The 16,386-nt window shown below is 66.2% G+C and carries 16 protein-coding genes; 7 read left to right on the top strand and 9 right to left on the bottom strand.

Annotation, left to right across the window (positions count from 1 at the left end):
* Nucleotides 1-4: 4 nt before the first annotated feature.
* The 3 genes from EV648_RS26345 to EV648_RS26355 all read right to left on the bottom strand — a co-directional run bounded on the left by EV648_RS26345 (nucleotide 5) and on the right by EV648_RS26355 (nucleotide 3,667).
* Nucleotides 5-2,650, bottom strand: coding sequence for a LuxR C-terminal-related transcriptional regulator (locus EV648_RS26345; RefSeq protein ID WP_132297189.1), 2,646 nt, complete (start codon nucleotides 2,648-2,650; stop codon nucleotides 5-7).
* Nucleotides 2,651-2,839: 189 nt separating this feature from the next.
* Nucleotides 2,840-2,971 (bottom strand): hypothetical protein, encoded by a 132-nt coding sequence (locus EV648_RS44810; RefSeq protein ID WP_255512872.1) that lies wholly within the window; start codon nucleotides 2,969-2,971, stop codon nucleotides 2,840-2,842.
* Nucleotides 2,972-3,178: 207 nt separating this feature from the next.
* Nucleotides 3,179-3,667 carry a DUF1269 domain-containing protein gene (locus EV648_RS26355; RefSeq protein WP_132297195.1) on the bottom strand — a complete coding sequence of 163 codons (489 nt, stop codon included), beginning with the start codon at nucleotides 3,665-3,667 and terminating at the stop codon, nucleotides 3,179-3,181.
* 257 nt (nucleotides 3,668-3,924) lie between these two features.
* On the opposite strand from EV648_RS26355, the gene EV648_RS26360 reads away from it, so the two are divergent.
* Complete coding sequence (locus EV648_RS26360) at nucleotides 3,925-4,356, top strand: hypothetical protein (protein WP_132297198.1); 432 nt, start codon at nucleotides 3,925-3,927, stop codon at nucleotides 4,354-4,356.
* Nucleotides 4,357-4,366: 10 nt separating this feature from the next.
* Here the strand turns inward: EV648_RS26360 and EV648_RS26365 are convergent, their stop codons facing one another.
* Entirely contained in the window at nucleotides 4,367-4,747 is a 381-nt protein-coding gene (locus EV648_RS26365) for a DoxX family protein (RefSeq protein WP_132297201.1), read from the bottom strand.
* 81 nt (nucleotides 4,748-4,828) lie between these two features.
* Between EV648_RS26365 and EV648_RS26370 the strand changes: the two genes are divergently transcribed.
* Both EV648_RS26370 and EV648_RS26375 read left to right on the top strand, forming a co-directional pair.
* Entirely contained in the window at nucleotides 4,829-5,740 is a 912-nt protein-coding gene (locus EV648_RS26370; protein ID WP_132297204.1) for a sigma-70 family RNA polymerase sigma factor, read from the top strand.
* Between the two features lie 71 nt (nucleotides 5,741-5,811).
* Entirely contained in the window at nucleotides 5,812-6,276 is a 465-nt protein-coding gene (locus tag EV648_RS26375) for an iron chaperone (protein ID WP_132297207.1), read from the top strand.
* Nucleotides 6,277-6,460: 184 nt separating this feature from the next.
* On the opposite strand, the gene EV648_RS26380 is transcribed toward EV648_RS26375, so the two are convergent.
* Nucleotides 6,461-7,309, bottom strand: coding sequence for a hypothetical protein (locus EV648_RS26380; protein ID WP_132297210.1), 849 nt, complete (start codon nucleotides 7,307-7,309; stop codon nucleotides 6,461-6,463).
* A gap of 400 nt (nucleotides 7,310-7,709) precedes the next feature.
* Here EV648_RS26380 and EV648_RS26385 point away from each other — a divergent pair, with 400 nt between their 5' ends.
* Nucleotides 7,710-7,895, top strand: coding sequence for a hypothetical protein (locus EV648_RS26385; RefSeq protein WP_132297213.1), 186 nt, complete (start codon nucleotides 7,710-7,712; stop codon nucleotides 7,893-7,895).
* Nucleotides 7,896-8,526: 631 nt separating this feature from the next.
* On the opposite strand, the gene EV648_RS26390 is transcribed toward EV648_RS26385, so the two are convergent.
* Nucleotides 8,527-8,994, bottom strand: coding sequence for an NUDIX hydrolase (locus tag EV648_RS26390; protein ID WP_132297216.1), 468 nt, complete (start codon nucleotides 8,992-8,994; stop codon nucleotides 8,527-8,529).
* A gap of 41 nt (nucleotides 8,995-9,035) precedes the next feature.
* Between EV648_RS26390 and EV648_RS43375 the strand changes: the two genes are divergently transcribed.
* The gene (locus tag EV648_RS43375) at nucleotides 9,036-9,188 is read left to right on the top strand and encodes a hypothetical protein (protein WP_199234830.1); all 153 of its coding nucleotides are present in this window, start codon (nucleotides 9,036-9,038) and stop codon (nucleotides 9,186-9,188) included.
* Between the two features lie 159 nt (nucleotides 9,189-9,347).
* Nucleotides 9,348-12,476, top strand: coding sequence for a BTAD domain-containing putative transcriptional regulator (locus EV648_RS26400; RefSeq protein WP_241995613.1), 3,129 nt, complete (start codon nucleotides 9,348-9,350; stop codon nucleotides 12,474-12,476).
* 3 nt (nucleotides 12,477-12,479) lie between these two features.
* Here the strand turns inward: EV648_RS26400 and EV648_RS26405 are convergent, their stop codons facing one another.
* The 3 genes from EV648_RS26405 to EV648_RS26415 all read right to left on the bottom strand — a co-directional run bounded on the left by EV648_RS26405 (nucleotide 12,480) and on the right by EV648_RS26415 (nucleotide 14,968).
* Nucleotides 12,480-13,313 carry a DUF4097 family beta strand repeat-containing protein gene (locus EV648_RS26405; protein ID WP_132297222.1) on the bottom strand — a complete coding sequence of 278 codons (834 nt, stop codon included), beginning with the start codon at nucleotides 13,311-13,313 and terminating at the stop codon, nucleotides 12,480-12,482.
* A 78-nt stretch (nucleotides 13,314-13,391) separates the two neighbouring features.
* Entirely contained in the window at nucleotides 13,392-14,153 is a 762-nt protein-coding gene (locus tag EV648_RS26410) for an ABC transporter permease (RefSeq protein WP_132297225.1), read from the bottom strand.
* Nucleotides 14,150-14,968 (bottom strand): ABC transporter ATP-binding protein, encoded by an 819-nt coding sequence (locus EV648_RS26415; RefSeq protein WP_132297228.1) that lies wholly within the window; start codon nucleotides 14,966-14,968, stop codon nucleotides 14,150-14,152. Before EV648_RS26415 ends, EV648_RS26410 begins: the two co-directional genes overlap by 4 nt.
* Nucleotides 14,969-15,246: 278 nt before the next feature.
* Here EV648_RS26415 and EV648_RS26420 point away from each other — a divergent pair, with 278 nt between their 5' ends.
* On the top strand, nucleotides 15,247-15,738 hold the full coding sequence (locus tag EV648_RS26420; protein WP_132297231.1) for an AAA family ATPase: 492 nt from the start codon (nucleotides 15,247-15,249) through the stop codon (nucleotides 15,736-15,738).
* The last annotated feature ends 648 nt before the right edge of the window (nucleotides 15,739-16,386 follow it).

Consider the following 16,386-nt stretch of genomic DNA (forward strand, 5'->3'; position numbering starts at 1 on the left):
CCCGTCAGCGGTGATGGGTGAGGAGGTCGAGCTCCTCGGCGCGGCGGACCGCGGCGCGGCGGTTGTTCACGCCGAGCTTGGCGTAGATGTGCTGGGTGTGGGTCCGCACGGTGTTCAGGGAGACGATGAGCTCGCGGGCGATGTCCGGACCGTCGAGGTCGGTGCCGAGCAGTCGGAGTACATCTAGCTCGCGGTCGCTCAGTGGCTCGATCAATCCCTGCCTTGCGGTGGTTCCGTGCCGCCCCGTCTTGTCGAAAGCGGTGAGCAGCCGGACGACGTACTCCGTCTGGTGGGCTGCTTTCAGCAGGGTTGCCACGGGTGCGCCCTCGTCGACGAAGATCCGGAAGTAGCCCTCCGGCTCAGCCAATGCCAGGGCCCGCTCGAGTGTGACCAGCGCAGCGGGAACCTCGCCTCGCAGTTGCTGCGCGAGCGCCTGCAGCACCAGGATCTCGATAGTGCTCCTGCCGCCCTCGTCCGCTGACTGGAGGAGTCGCTCCAGGAGTCCGATTGCCTCGTCGCTCTGATGCTGCGCCAGGAGCGCCCTGGCCAGCGTCACGTGCTCGAACTCCCGCAGGTAGCTGAGCTCATCCTCTGACGACAGGCCGCGCTCGCTCACCCAACTGGAGACGTCACCCATACGACCCTGCGCGATCCACACCCGTGCTCTCATCGCCGGAACCGGCCGTACGTCGGGCGAGAAGTCTCCCACATAGAGCCGCTCCGCCTCGTCGTACAGGTCGACTGCTGCATCCAGATCGCCTTCCGCCTCACGGATCCGGGCCATCGCGACCCGCCAGCGGTACCGGTTCTGCGGCAGCCCCAAGTGCTCGCCGAGTTCCTGGCTCCTGTCCAGGTACTGCGTTGCTGCCTCGAGGTCGCCGTGTTCGCGGTGGAGCGCGCTGATTCCGACGTACATGTCCGGCGTTCCCCGCAGCGGCGGCCCGTCCTGCTCGGACGCAAGCCGCAGGGCTCGCTCGTACGTGCGCATGGCGTCGCCGAGTCGTCCTTGCACGATCCGGATGTCCGCCAGGGTGATCGAGCAACCGAGGACGTCAGCGATGTATCCCGCCTTGTGCAGGCTGGCGGTGGTTGCGGTGTAGGCCTCGTGGGCTGTCTCGAGATCACCACTTCCCCAGGACGCGAGCCCGATCAGCGCCGAAGCCGCTCCCTGCCCGAGAAGATCGTCGGGGTCGAGAAGGTCGAGAGCGCGACGTGCGTGCGTCATCGTGGCGGCTGGATCGCCCAACATCAGAGCCAGACCGGCACGGTAGACGGCGATCCACCCGGGCAGACGCCGTACCTCCTGCTCACCAGCTGGTGTGGCTTTCGTCGTCTTGTTCGCAGACTCCAGCCATCGCTCGGCGTCCCGCAGGAGTGACTCGACTCCCTCGGTCTGGTTGGTGGACAGCAACGTCCCGGCGTACCTGACCGTTAGCACAGGCCGGACCTTGATCACCTCGTCGGGTAGCGCCTCGAGCCAGCTGAGCAACGCCCCCTCGCGTCGATCCTTGAGCATCGCCGGGGTCGCCAGTTCCACCAGGTCCGCCGCATGGTCGAAGTCCTTGGCAGCCAGCGCGTGGTCGATAGCGACGGCCTGTTCGCCATTTCCCTCGTACCACGTGCTCGCGCGTCGGTGGAGCTCTGGAACGTCGTCGGGCTGCTCGTCGAGCAGGTGCGCGCGCAGTACGTCCGCGAAAAGCTGGTGATACCGGTACCACTGGCGTCGATCGTCAAGCGGTACGACGAACAGGTTGCCCCGCTCCAGCGCCACCAGCATCGCTTTGCCGCCGGGTTGGCCGGTGACAGCATCACACAGCGGCCCCGTCAGCCTCTCGAGGATGGAGGTCTGGAGCAGGAAACGCCGTACGTCCTCAGGCTGTCGTTGGAGGACCTCCTCCACCAGGTAGTCGACGACGTACCGGTCGTCTCCCGCGAAGCCAGCGATGAAGGCCCCAGCGTCATCGCGCCCTTGCATCGACAGCGCCGCCAGTTGCAACGCCGCGATCCACCCTTCGGTGCGTCCCTCCAACGCCTCGACATCCCTGGCTGTCAGGCCCAGTCCCATCACGCCGTTGAGGTACGCCGCCGCCTCGTCCGGCCTGAACCGAAGATCGGCAGCGCGGATCTCGACCAGCTCGCCGCGCGCCCGCAACCGTGCCAACGGCAAGCCCGGGTCAGCCCTGGCAGCGATCACCAGACGCACCTGAGGCGGCAGGTTCTCGACCAGGAAGGCCATCCCCTCCTGCACTACACGCGCCTCGATCACGTGATAGTCGTCCAGCACCACCACGATCTCGTTGGGTAGGACATCGAGGTCGTTGATCAGGGTGGCCAGGACCGCCTCGATCGGCGGCTTGCCCGACTCCAGCAACGAGAGTGCCCCGGCACCGACTCCGGGCTCCGCAATCCTCAACGCAGCAAGGAGATACGCCCAGAACAGAGCGGGATCGTTGTCCCGCCGATCCAGCGAGACCCAGGCCACCGAGCATCCGCACTCAGCAGCCCACTCGGCCACCAAGGTGGTCTTCCCGAACCCGGCCGGCCCCGAGACAACCGTCAGTTTGTCTCCACGCCGAAGCCGCTCCCCCAGTCGCTCCCGGCCCACGACTCCCCGTCGCCGCGGGATACGCAACTTGGTCTCGACCAGCACGTCACCACCACCCCCAACCCCCTGTGCGCGGTTCCACCGTACGCGTCGACCGGCGCGGCTGCTGCTGCCTTTTGCTGGTGCCTCTGCTGGCGTCTGCTGGTTTGCCTCGGTGATCAGGCTGGCGCTTAGAGTGACCGGCTCGAGCGCCGCGGACGCAGTACGGGCTGGGTCAGCGACCCGTTGGCCGCCTCAGCGGCGGACCAGCCGGGCGTGGGTGGCTTTCTCCGAGCTGACCAACTCGTCCACTCGGTAGTTCTCGGAGATGTCGCCCAGGTTGTCGAAGAGACGCTCGCCGCGGCCTGCCAGAAGGGGGACGATCACCAGGGACAGCTCGTCGATCAGATTGGCCTGCTCAAGTAGTCGAGTGGCCCGACCGTTCGGCCGGGCCGTTCGCGCGTGTGACGTTATTCCTTGCAGCTTGCTGCCTCAGCGCAACTGACGACGCCGACCATCGACGAGCCGCGACGTAGGAGTGGCGGAACGAGGGTGGGTGGGTGGGAGCAGCGACGGAGGTGCTGCGTTGGCGTGTCAGTGGCCGCCGAAGGTTTCCAGTAGAACCTGGCGCTCGGCGTCGGTGAGGTTTGTGTCTATGAGTTTGCTGTGCATGCCGTGGAAGCGTTCGCCGACCCGGTCGAGATCGCCCTGCTCGGTGACCGCGAAGAGAGCCGAGGTTCCTGGTGTCACCTCGGTGCGGATCTTCTCCAGTTGTTCCTTCGTGATGCCAGAATCCTGGGTCACCTTGCTGATCGCCCCGATCGCAGCGCCGGCCACACCGCCGATCACGGGCACGAAGAAGAGGGCCCCGAGGAGCACGCCCCAGAGAGCACCCCAGCCCGTCCCGCGCCAGTTCTCTTCGTGTCCCTGCTTGGTGGTCGGGTGGGAATCGCCCTCCGGCCAGGAAACGACCGCGTGATCGAGGATCTTCACCAACCCGTCCCGCTCGCAGCCCTTGAGGACCGTAGCGGCCTTGTCGGCTCCACCCGGACCGTCGAACTTCCACACCGTAAAGGCAGTCATCTCGTACTCCTTGCCTCGACCCGCTAACCCTTCTGTCCATCGCGGGCACTGCGGATACTCACCGTCGACACCGCCAACCGCCGACGAGCCGCGCCAGAGTGGCGTACCGCCCCGGCCGACCCGAACACCCGCGACGCTAAGCGACGGAGGAAAGGGGACGCATCACCCGCACAGGATGAGCCACTGGCGGTGGCGCGATACGACGGACCAGCTGTGCCGGAGCCGGGCCAGTCGGCAGACAGTGCAGAGTTACGCCCATGGGTTTCCTCCTCCTGCTGCTGTTCGTGGTGCTGGCCGGGTTCGGGCTGTGGTTCTGGAGCCGGTCGCTGGTGGGCGGCCGGTGGCGGTACAGCGCTGGCTGGTTCGCCGGTACGGCGGTACTGCTCGTCCTGGGAACGGGTGTCACCTACATCGTCGGTTCCCTGGCCGGAGCGAGCCTGGACCCGGAGGAGTCGTGCCATGCCGACGGCCAGACCTACGACCCGGCTTACCGCAGGGCGAACTTCGACGAGTACACCCAGTGGTTCCCCCTCCACGACAAATGCCACGCGAACTACGACCTGGTCCCGGCCTGGGTGAACCCGACCCTGGTCATTCTCCCCATCCTGGCCATCGCCTGCCTGGCATACGCAGTACGGCTAACCGTCATCCGCCGACACATCAAGGCAGGCACACCGTCATCGAGGTGATCAGGGGAGGTCAGCTGAACGACTGGGGGCCGAAGCGGGCGATGGCTACGAAAGCGATCAGGGCTAGGTAGGTCAGGTTCAGCAGGGCGTGCTTGGGCTCCTGGCGGCGGGTGGTCACGATCGCCGCGCCGGTCATGATCGTTGCCAGGCCGACGGCCGCGAGCGGTACCAGGATCGGTGCGACGTCGAGTGCGGCCGGTAGGATCAGGCCGACGGCGCCGAGGATCTCGACTGCTCCGAGGGCCTTGATGAAGCGGGCGCTGAAATCGTTGACCCATCCCCCGCCAGGCGCCTTGGCCAGTTTCTCCCGAGGAATGAACAGCTTGTTGGCACCCGCGACGAGGAAGACTGCTGCCAGCAAGCCGGCGATGATCCACAGAGCGAGGTTCATGAATTTCCTCCTGATCGGTTACCTCGGCCCGTCCGGGCCCGTCATCCCCCATGACGGAACTCGCTTGTGGGAGGTAACAACATGACCGGCTCTGGTCCGGAGGAAGCCGTAGCGGAAGCCTTCGAGGAGCAGCGCGGACGGCTGGTGGCGGTGGCCTACCGGATGCTCGGATCGCGGGCGGACGCCGAGGACGCAGTACAAGAGGCATGGCTGCGGCTTGCGCGCCAGGACCCGGCTGCCATCGACAACCTCGCCGGCTGGCTGACCACCGTGGTGGGCCGGGTCTGCATCGACGTACTGCGCGCGCGCAAGGCCAAGCCCGAGGCGTCGTACGACGATCGGCTGCCCGAGTTGGTGGTGACCGAGGAGGCCGACGGAGCGCCCGAGGACGACGCGCTGCTCGCCGAATCGGTCGGGCTGGCGCTGCTGGTGGTGCTCGATACCCTCCGCCCCTCCGAGCGGCTGGCGTTCGTGCTGCACGACATGTTCGCGGTGCCGTTCGAGGAGATCGGTCAGATCATCGGCAGGTCCCCCGACGCCAGCAAGATGCTGGCCAGCCGAGCCCGCCGGAAGGTACAGGGCACGCAGCGTTCAACCGATGAACCGCAGCAGCAGCGTGCGGTGGTCGATGCGTTTCTCGCGGCAGCGCGGAGTGGAGACTTCGAAGGGCTGCTGCGGGTGCTCGATCCGGACGTGACGTGGCACTCCCAGACCCCGCGTGGCGTGACCGTCAAGCTGGGGGCCACCGAGGTGGCCGCAAAGGCCAAGCTCGCGACGCGCGCGAAGCAGGTGACAACGCACCCCGTGCTCGTCAACGGTGAGCCCGGGGTGGTGGCGTGGGGCGCGAACGGCCAGGCGCTGAGCGTGATGGCGTGCACCGTCATCGACGGCCGGATCGTCGAGATCGTGTCAGTGACCGACCCGGAACGCCTCGCGTCCATGGACCTCCCCGGACGTCCCGTCCAGCGTCCGGCCGGAATCGATCAGTTTTGAAGAAGCAGGTACCGCGGGTCGCTGCATAGCATCAGGATCGTTGACATCGATCACGTAGACGGGACCCTCCGATGAACGCCACGCAGAGACGCACCGCGAAGAAGACCTCGGCCTCGCAGGACAAGTCGTACGGGGGCTTCACCGACGAGGAACGAGGCGCGATGAAGGAGCGCGCGAAAGAACTGAAGGCGGCCGCACGGGGCGCCGAGGCGGAAACCGCCGTAGTGGAAAAGATCGCCGAGATGTCGGAAGCGGACCGTACGATCGCCGAGCGGGTCCATGCCATCATCACGGCCAACGCGCCCGAGCTCTCGCCGAAGCTCTGGTACGGGATGCCCGCGTACGCCAAGGATGGCAAGGTCGTCTGCTTCTTCCAGCCCGCCGACAAGTTCAAGGCGCGGTACAGCACGTTCGGCTTCAACGACTCGGCAAATCTCGACGACGGCGACATGTGGCCGACCGCCTTCGCCCTGACGAAGCTGACCCCCGCCGTGGAGAAGCAGCTCATCGCCCTAGCACGGAGAGCCGCGAGCTGAGCACCATTCGCCAGGCCCTGGGCTGTCAGGCGCGGGAGCCGGGGCGGGTCTAGGGTCCGCCTCATGTCGCTCGGCCGCCTCCTGACCCACGGGCCGCACGGAACCCGCTCCCGACCGCAGCGGCACCCTGCTTGATGATGATCCGGCGGCCCGCCGCGGTGAGAGCGGGCCACCGGATTGTGGGTTAGCGCCCGGTGGCGAAGAAGGTTGAGAAGACGTTCTGGAGCGCGAGTGAGTCGACCAAGGTCGGGTTGGCGCTGCCCTGGTTGCTCCAGCCGTAGGTGTAGTCCATCACCGGGGACGGCACGAGCCGCTTCCACTCGGTCAGGATCGCGTGCTCCTGACTCGCGGTCGGCAGGTTGTAGTAGTGGCTCGTCGTCCGCTCCTGGCCGAATGCCTGGTACACGGGCACGATAGCTGTCAGCGGGACACCCGCCGCCCGAGCCGCGTCGACCTTCTGGCCGATCTTGCTCAGGTCACACTGAGGGTGGGCGATCGAGCAGGGGTACGGGTCGAGGCCGACCAGATCGACATGGCTGCTCGCCGGCGCGAACGGCTTGTAATCGGCCACCTTGCTGAGCACGATGAATGACTTCTGCCGCCCGCCGCTCGCGGCGCGAATGTAGTCCGCGCGCGACCGCAGCGCCGCGGGACCGCCTGGGCAGTCCCCGATGTGCGGCTCGTCGGACAGGTAGTAGGCGAACACCTTCGGGTTCGAGGCGAGGGCGTCGACCTTGGCCTTGAAGGTGCTGTCGGCCGGGGTCGGGCACTTCTGGCCCAGCCAGAACACCGACTGCACCCCGGTCGGCAAAGTGCTCAGACTGGAGACCGAGGACTTGTCGGCCAGGGTGTAGCCGAGGGCGAAGGGCGCGGTCGCCCCCTTGAGATTGGTCACGAAATGCCGGGTCGGCGTCTGTGCCTCCGTCTGGGCCTCCGCCTGCGCTCCGCCGGAGGTGGCGGTCAGGGCAACGACGAGGCTGGCGAGCAAAGCGAGCAGGCCGGCACCGAGGGTGATCTTGGTCGTTCGCGTCATTGGCGGCCCCTCTCGCCGCGGGTCGAGACAAGGCAGGGGAATGACAGGTGAGCGGGGATGGCGGACATGCAGCAACCTCTCGGGGCGCGTCGGATTACCGGACGGAGGGCGACCATCCGGTCGGCAGGTCACCACGGCATTCGTGCTGCGGTATCAGTTCCGCAGCGGCCGCATCATGGTGACTCAGGGGCGATTCCCCAGGTCACATCGCCCTCTCTGCCTGGCGCGTGACCTTACCGTGATGTTGCCGGGACAGCGAATGCCCCCCGGATACCGGTCGGCCAGGTCCGCTGGCCGTGCTCTCGTCAGAGGATGCCGCGATCCGCGAAGGCCTTCTGGACCGAGAGGTCAGCGGCTCTCCGCGTTGGGGCTCGTGGCGGCATGCCTCGGGGTGAACATCGTGGCCGCCTCCTACCAGGCGGTGTCACTGGATGGCGTCCGGTGCGTCCCCGTCATCGGGCACCAGCGCACCCTCCAGCTCGCCTGGTCGGCCGACAACGCCAACACCGCCCTGCCGGGATTCCTGGACATCGCCCGCCAGATCGCCCGGACCTCGCTTGTGCCCGGCGATCTACCGCTGGCCTAGCCCCGGGCCCGCAGTCCGCCCGGCCGTCATCACGCCGGAATCGCGGTCACCTTGCGCTCGCCCACAAGAGGACCCGGTTCCCACTGGATCGGCGAACCGCGAGTGGCGAGGCATGTTCTCACTATCCGTAGGCGGGTACTGCTCTGTTGCTCCGGCGGCGAGCGCACGCTGGTGGGCTTCGTCGAGCCCGACGACACCCAGTCCGAACGCGGACCTGTTCCCGTACTGGGGCTCGTCCGTCGATCGCACCCTGATATTCAAGAATCCAATGGCGTCGCCTTCTCCGAGGACCACCTGCTGGCTGGCTGACGCCTCCCCAGTTCTGAGAGTCGACCTTTGCCAGCGGCAACAGCCCGAGCTCGTCAGAGTGACGAAGCGTCGGAATCGACAGCCCGTCAAGCGGCGTACGGAACAACAGGAAGTACTCCGTCCCGCCTGCGCCTCAACCGCCTCGATTGGCATAGAGGTTGTCGCTGTGAGCAAGCTCTTCCTGTCGTTCGGTACGGCGGTGTCGGAGCAGCTGCTCGGGTGATCGTCTTGCGAGGTGGCCCGCCCGCCTGGACCCGGAGTCTGTCCTGTCGATCGTGAAGGGGATCAGGGTCAGCGGGTCAGGCGGATGTTGACGATGGGCTCAGTTTTGGATCAGGCCGCCGACCGGCACGGGAGGGACGTGGCCGGTTGCCGGTGCGGTCTGAGCCAGAGCGAGGCCGATGTCGACCAGCGATGAGCGGCGCAGGCCGGCGACGTCGAGGATCGGAGTCCAGACCGACTCGGCGGTTACGCCATTCGGCTCTGGGCGGAGTTGGCCGCCGGTGATACGGACCTGGTAGAAGATGCCGACATTCTGGTGCTCGATCCGCCCCCGCGCCTCGGCCGCGGGAATCACCCTCGAGTCTACGCCCAGCAGGCGTTCGACCAACCCGTCGCAGCCGGTCTCCTCAGCGACCTCCCGGATCACGGCATCGAACGGATCCTCCGCGTGCTCGACCCGGCCACCCGGAAGCGTCCAGTTGCTGTCGCCATTCGGTGATACGCAACGGGCGAGCAGCACCCGCCTGTCCGCGATGCACACGGCGTACGCCGCCAGCCGGAAACTCATCCCCGCACCCTAATTCCAACGTCCAAAGATCCACTCATCCCATGACCGTCTTGCCGCCTGCGCTCGAACATCTGACGATCAAGCGGATGGACCACGTCGGCGTCGCTGTCGACGACCTCGATGCTGCTATCGCGTTCTTTGTCGAACTCGTCGGCGAGCTCATGCAGTACGAGGACAGCTATCGGCTCTGCTAGGTCAGCGGCCCCGAGGGCATCATCGTCGCGCTGGCCGAGCAGCTCAGCTGAGCTACGGCCACGCAGTACAAGCAGAAGGCCGGTCTCCTGAGAGGGAGGACCGGCCTAGTGACTACTGGATGCAACCCTGGTGGCAGAATCAGCCAGGTGCTGATCGGGATGCTTGGTTCATTCGAGGTTCGTACGGACGACGGCACCTCCGCCGACGTGCCGGGCGCCCGGTTGCGCGGGCTGTTGATCGCCCTCGCCCTCGAACCGAACCGCGTCGTCCCAAAGGCGACGCTGATCGACTGGATCTGGGGTGAGCACTCCCCGTCCGACGCGTCGAATGCCCTGCAACGCTTGGCTTCCCGACTGCGGAAGGCGCTGCCCGGAGGCATGCTCGAGGGGCAGACGGGCGGCTATCGGTTGACGGTGGAACCCGAGGCTGTCGATGCCCTGCGGTTCGAACGCCTCGTCGGTCAGGCCCGCAACGAGGATGGTCTGCAGCGGGTTCGGCTGTTGCGCGAGGCCCTCGCCTTGTGGCGTGGGGCGGCCCTGCAGGACGTCGGTCTGGAGGACAGCGCAGCGTTCGACGCGGCGGTGACTCGGCTCGAGGGGCTACGCCTGGCGGCGATGGAGGATCGGTTCGAAGCGGAAGTCGGCCTCGGCCACGGTGCGGAGCTGGTCCCGGAACTGACCGACGCGGTGACTGCGCATCCGGTGCGAGAGCGGCTGGTGGCTGCGCTGATGCGTGCCCTCGCGGCAGCCGGTCGCGACAGCGAGGCGCTGCTCGTGTACGAGCGTATGAGGGAAGCCCTGGCCGATGCGCTGGGTGTCGACCCCTCGCCGGAGTTGTCGGCCTTGCATGTCGCGTTACTGCGGGGCGGGTTGGGCCGGCGGGAGGAGATCCGGAAGACCAACGTGCGTGCGGAGCTCACGAGTTTCGTCGGGCGGGAGGCCGATGTCGCCGCGGTCCGCGCACTCATCTCCGAGCATCGGCTGACCACCCTCATCGGGCCGGGCGGTTCGGGCAAGACCAGGCTCGCCACGGAAACCGCGCGGACGATGATCGGCGACCTGCCGGACGGGATCTGGCTGGTCGAGTTCGCCCCCATCGGCGCCGACGGTGACGTGGCGCAGACGGCGCTGGCCGGGCTCGGGCTCCGAGATGCCCTGCTCGGCGCGTCACCGAGCTCGGACCCCGTGGACGGGCTGATCGCCGCGATGCGCGATCGGGAGTTGCTGCTGATCCTGGACAACTGTGAGCATGTGATCGAGTCGGTGGCCGCGTTGGCGATGAGGGTGCTCGGGGAATGCCGGCGGCTGCGGATCCTGGCGACCAGCCGGGAAGGGCTCGGCATCACAGGTGAGGCGTTGTGGCAGGTCGAGCCGCTGGGCCTGCCGAACGGTGCCGGTCCGGCCGAGATCGCGTCGTCGCCGGCCCTCCGGCTGCTGCGGGACCGGGCCGGCGCGGTACGCAAGGACATCGGGATCGACGAACACACCAAGGCACTGATGGTGCGGATCTGCCGGTCGCTGGACGGAATGCCGCTGGCGATCGAACTCGCTGCCGCCCGGTTGCGCACCATGACCATCGAGCAGCTCGCCAACCGGCTCGACGACCGATTCCGCCTGCTGACCAGCGGGAGCCGTACCGCATTGCCGCGGCACAAGACGCTGCGCGCGGTGGTCGACTGGAGCTGGGAGTTGCTCACCGACGCCGAGCGGACGTTGCTGCGCCGACTGTCGGTGTTCTCGGGCGGGGCGAGCTTGGAGGCGGCCGAGCAGGTCTGTGTCGGCGATGTGGTCGAGCAGGATCAGGTGCTGGAGTTGCTCACCTCGCTGGCCGAGAAGTCGCTTCTGGTCACCCAGGGGGGCGGCGCGCCGCGCTATCGGATGCTCACCACGATCAAGGAGTACGCCGCGGATCGGCTCGCCGAAGCCGGAGAATCCGACCGGACCCGGCAGGCACATCTCGCCTACTTCACCGAGCTCACCGAGACCGCCGAGCCCCACCTGCGCCGCGCCGAGCAACTGGAATGGCTCGCTACGCTCGAGGTCGATCACGACAACCTCAGCGCCGCGCTGCGCGGGGCGATCGCGGCCGGAGACGCACAAGCGGCGATGCGGCTCGCTTCCGCCGCCGGTTGGTACTGGTGGCTGGGCGGACGCCGGTCCGAAGGCCTTGAGTCACTGATCGCCGCCGCCAACCTCCCGGGCGAGGTGACCGATGACATCCGTGCCATGACGTACGGGCTGGTGGTGCTCTACGTGACCTCGGGGCAAGGTGACGAACACCTGGGAGCGGAGTGGATCCACAAGGCGTATCGGTTCAGCCGGCTCAGCCGGAGCGACAACCCGCTGCTGGCATTCGTGATCCCGCTGGAACGCCTGCTGCAGGCACCGGAGGAAGCAGTGACCGCGTTCGAGTCGTTGCTGGACAGCGTCGACCCCTGGGTGCGCGCCATGGGTCGGTGGCAGGTCGCCAAGATGCGCACCATGCTCGGCCAGGGCCAGGACGGCCGGGAGGTGGAGACCCAGCTGGAGTTGGCGCTCGCGGAGTTCCGGACGCTCGGCGAACGGTTCGGGATTTCGCTGGTCCTGTCCGAGCTGGCCGGCCAACTTGCCCTGCGGGGTGAATTCGCCGGTGCCTGCGAGTACTACGAACAAGCGATCGCGGTCCTCACCGAGGTCGGCGCCGTCGAGGATGTCATCGAGGCGCGAACCCAGCAGGCCATGCTGTACTGGCTTGACGGCGATCGCGACGCCAGTGCTGCGTCCATCGCCGAGGCCGAGCGGAGCGCCGAAGGTGTCACCTGGCCGTACGCTCTGGTCTCCTTGGCGCTCGCCAAGGCGGGGCTTGCTCGCCTGGGCGGCGACGCCGAGGAGGCCCGCCGTCAGCTCGGCCTCGCGACCACCCTCTTGGGCGATGCCGCCGAGCAGGCGAACATTCGCGCGCAGATACACAACCAGCACGGCTACCTGGCCGACGATCTCCGGGAGACCCGTACCCACCGCGTGGCTGCCTGGCAGGCGGCGTCCGAGCTGGGACACGCCTTCCTGCTCGGCCCGATCCTCGTCGGTTTCGCGGACCTGGCAGCTCGCCTCGGCCAGTACGAACAGGCGGCGCGGTTGCTCGCGGCCAGTGTCGGCGTCCGCGGACTGGCGGATCTCTCGCAATCGGATGCGGCCAGAATCGAGCGGGACGCACGACGTCACCTCGGCGAAGCACGGTTCGCCGAGGTGACGCAGGAGGGTACGCAGACGGACTTGTCCGAGCTGATCGAGGTCACGCTCGCGTCGTGAGGGTCAGCTTGCGCGTTGAAGGGTGATGTCGCCGTGCCGGGTGCGGGCGTGGACCGAGACCTTGGCCTCGGACGGGCCCGGCTCGCCCTGCGAGGAAACGAAGTTGTGCACCGCCCCGCGCTCGCTGTTGACATCGATGGAGGCAGCGATGCCCTCGCTGATGCCGACCTCGATGTTTCCCGAGCCGTTCCTCAGCTTCGCCTGACCGTTGGTCATCCGGCCGATCCGGACGGCACCGCTGGAGGTCGCGGCGGTGACGTTGCCGTCGGCGCGGTCGATGTCGAAGTCACAGCTGGCACTCCCGAGATCAACGTCTTCCCAGGCATGGCCGATCCAGGCCTGACCGCCCGAGTTCGAGAGCTTGGCCGTGCCCTCGACCTCGCCGATCCGCAGCGCGAACGCGCCACCGTCGATCGTGGCGGGTCCGGCGATGTGGCCGATCACGACCTCACCGGACGCGATGTTCGCCCGCAGCGCGTCGAGGCGATCCAGCTGGACCTGACCCGATGCCATGTGCAGCTCGCACTCGCCGAATGAGCCGTCGGCGTGCACGGCCGAGTGCGCCAGGTAAGCGGCCAGGCCGGAGCCGGTGGGCAGGTCGATCGTGATGGCGACCGACCCGTTCTTGTTCCCGGAGACGGTCGTTTTGACCGACAGCTGGCCGTCGGCGAATTCGACCTTGGTCTTGTCGGCCACCTTGACATCCGACCGGTTCGCCTCGTCGATGGGTTCGACCAGGACGACGGTGTCGGTCCGGTCGCTCGCGGTGACCCGCACCCGGGCTCCGCCGACCTCGACGGTCGCGACGATGGGCCCTTGCGTGGCGAATGTAGGCATGACGAATTCTCCTTGTGTCTCGAACGTGAATGTGTTGGTGGGCGGCTCAACCCCGGCCCGGTCGGTCAGGCGCGCTTCTCAGCTGATCTGGCGCCGGTAGACCCGGATGGCGAGGACGTAGCCGAGAACGAGGATGCCGAGGCACCAGGCAAGTGCGGCCCAGATGTCGTTGCCGACCGGTTGCTGTGCGAACAGATCCTGGATGGTGTTGACGATCGACGTGACCGGCTGGTTCTCGGCGAAGGCGCGGACGGGACCCGGCATGGTGTCCGTGGGGACGAACGCCGAACTGATGAACGGCAGGAAGATCAGCGGGTAGGAGAAGCCGGCGGCACCGTCCACAGACTTCGCTGACAGGCCGGCGAGGACTGCGATCCAAGTGAGTGCCAGGGTGAACAGTGCCAGGATTCCGGCAACAGCCAGCCATGCCAGTAGGCCAGCCGATGTGCGGAATCCCATCACGAGGCCTACCAGCACGATGATCACGACCGAGAGCCCGTTGGCAACCAGCGAGGTCAGAACATGGGCCCACAGCACGGACGATCGTGCGATCGGCATGGAGTGGAACCGCTCGAAGATGCCGCTCTTCATATCGGTGAACAACCGAACGGCGGTGTACGCGATGCCCGACGCGATCGCGATCAGCATGATTCCCGGCAGCAGGTAATTGACGTAGTTGTCGGTACCTGTCTCGATTGCCCCGCCGAGCACGTAGACGAACAGCAGCATCATGGCGATCGGCGTGATCGCGGTCGTGATGATCGTGTCGACGCTACGGAAGATGTGACGCATGGAGCGGCCCGTCAGGACGGCCGTGTCTCCGAAGAAGTATGTGCTCATGACAGGTCCTTACTTGACTCGGCCTTGTTGTCGTTGCCCACCAGCGCGAGGAAGATCTCCTCCAGGGTCGGCTGCTTCTCGACGTACTCGACCTTCGCTGGGGGCAGGAGTTGCTTCAGCTCGCCGAGGGTGCCGTTCGCGATGATCCGGCCCTCGTGGAGGATGGCGATCCGCTCAGCGAGTTGCTCAGCCTCGTCGAGGTACTGCGTAGTGAGCAGAACGGTGGTCCCCCGGTTGGCGAGCTCCTGGATGACCTGCCACACCTCGATGCGTGCTTCGGGGTCGAGCCCCGTGGTCGGCTCGTCGAGGAAGATCACCTTCGGCTCCCCGATCAGGCTCATGGAGATGTCCAGGCGACGGCGCATGCCTCCTGAATACGTCGACACCTTTCGCGAACCCGCCTCGGTGAGGTTGAAGCGTGCGAGCAGGTCATCCGCGATCTTGCCCGGGTCCTTGAGGTGCCGCAGCTTGGCCACCAGCACCAGGTTCTCCCGGCCGGAGAGGATCTCGTCGACCGCGGCGAATTGTCCGGTCAGACTGATGGACTCCCGAACTCGGAGCGCGTCCGTCGTGACGTCGAATCCATTGACGGTCGCTGTGCCGGCGTCTGATCTCAGCAGCGTGGACAGGATTCTGACCATCGTGGTCTTTCCTGCGCCGTTCGAGCCGAGAAGCGCGAAGATGCTGCCCGGCGCCACCTCGAAGTCCACTCCCCGCAGGACGTGCAACTCCTTGTAGGACTTCTCTATACCCTGCACCCGGATCGCAGGTTCGCGGTCCCGCGTTCCTGATTCTGTGTTCGCTGAACTTGTCATGTGACAACCATCGGCGCCCGGCCTGACACACCCCAGCCACGCCCCTGACACGCCCACTGACACGGCCTTCCACCTCGTTGCGCCAGGCCAGGACACCGCGCAGAGCTGCGTGGAGCAGTTGCTCGTAGTACAGGCAAAGGCCGGGCTCCCGAGGTAGGAGACCGGCTCTTCGTGGGTGGAGCTCAGGGGTTCGCGGCACTCTAGACGAGGCGTCGTCGGGGCGGAGCCGGGAAGTTAATTCAAACGCCTTTCGGGGCGCTTTTGTTAGGATGAGCCCTATGGCGAAGAGAAATTACCTTGTCGAAGGCGGTTCGGGCACAGGCAAGAGTTCAGTATTTCGCGAGCTCCGAAGGCGCGGTTACAAAGCCATTGACGGTGATAATGAACTTGCTTATCAGGGCGACCCTGAAACGGGGAAACGAACCGAAGGCGTTAGTAGTCATGAGCATCACATATGGGATGTTGACAGAGTCAGAGAAATAGCAGCGAGCAAAGCGGATGAGATTGCTGTCTTCTGTGGCGGTTCAAGGAACTTCAATAAATTCTTGGACATATTCGACAAAGTAATCGTGCTGGACGTGGATACCGAAACACTCAAGCAGAGACTGGCTGGTCGTACTGCCGATGACTGGGGCGGGAATGAAGCGGAAAAGGAAAAGATACTTCGTCTTCATGCCACTAAAGAAGGTATACCCAAGGGCATGGTTATCGATACCGCACGTCCACTCGATGAAGTTGTTGACGCTATAGTCAAATGTATTGAAGCTTAGTTCTGACTTCCTCCACCACTGTCGCCGGCCTGCGAGCCCACGGCGCGGAACTCGTTGGAGAGGTGGCGCAATACCAGAACAGCTACCGGCTCTGCTACGTCCGCGGCCCCGAGGGGATCATCGTCGCGCTGGCCGAGCAGCTCAGCTGACACCCCGTCGCGGCCGAAATCTCCCGGTGGGATGTCGAGAACCCGCTCGCGGCTCCGTCCCCGGAGTGAACACGGCCACAGTGCGCCGTACGCGTAAGGAGAACATGATGGCCAAGTACCTGGCTGGAGGTTCGGCCGTTTCTGGCCGAGTCGCCCACGGTCACCGAGTGAACGAGCCGTTGCTTGCTCAGTGAGAGCGGGTTGGACATTGAGACGATCTCGCTGCTGGTCGGTCACAAGAGCACTCAGGTGACGAAGACCGTCCACCGCCACCAGCCTCGGCCTGTGCTCGCGGAGAGGGCCGAGGCGTTGGGCGGTGGAGCTTAGGGGATCCGATCCCTGACCTCTTCCATGTCTCATGGGTACCGACCAGGCGTGGTCACCGCTGTTTTGTCACGGATTTTGCTCTCCGACGGGACTCAAGGACGCCGATTTCGGTCAGCGCTTGGTCGTCGTGCCCGTTTGTCCTTCGAGGTCTCGGCCATCGATCGTCTGGCAA

Origin of the sequence: Kribbella sp. VKM Ac-2568, from assembly GCF_004345365.1 — a bacterium.
In the GTDB taxonomy this organism is placed as follows: domain Bacteria; phylum Actinomycetota; class Actinomycetes; order Propionibacteriales; family Kribbellaceae; genus Kribbella; species Kribbella orskensis.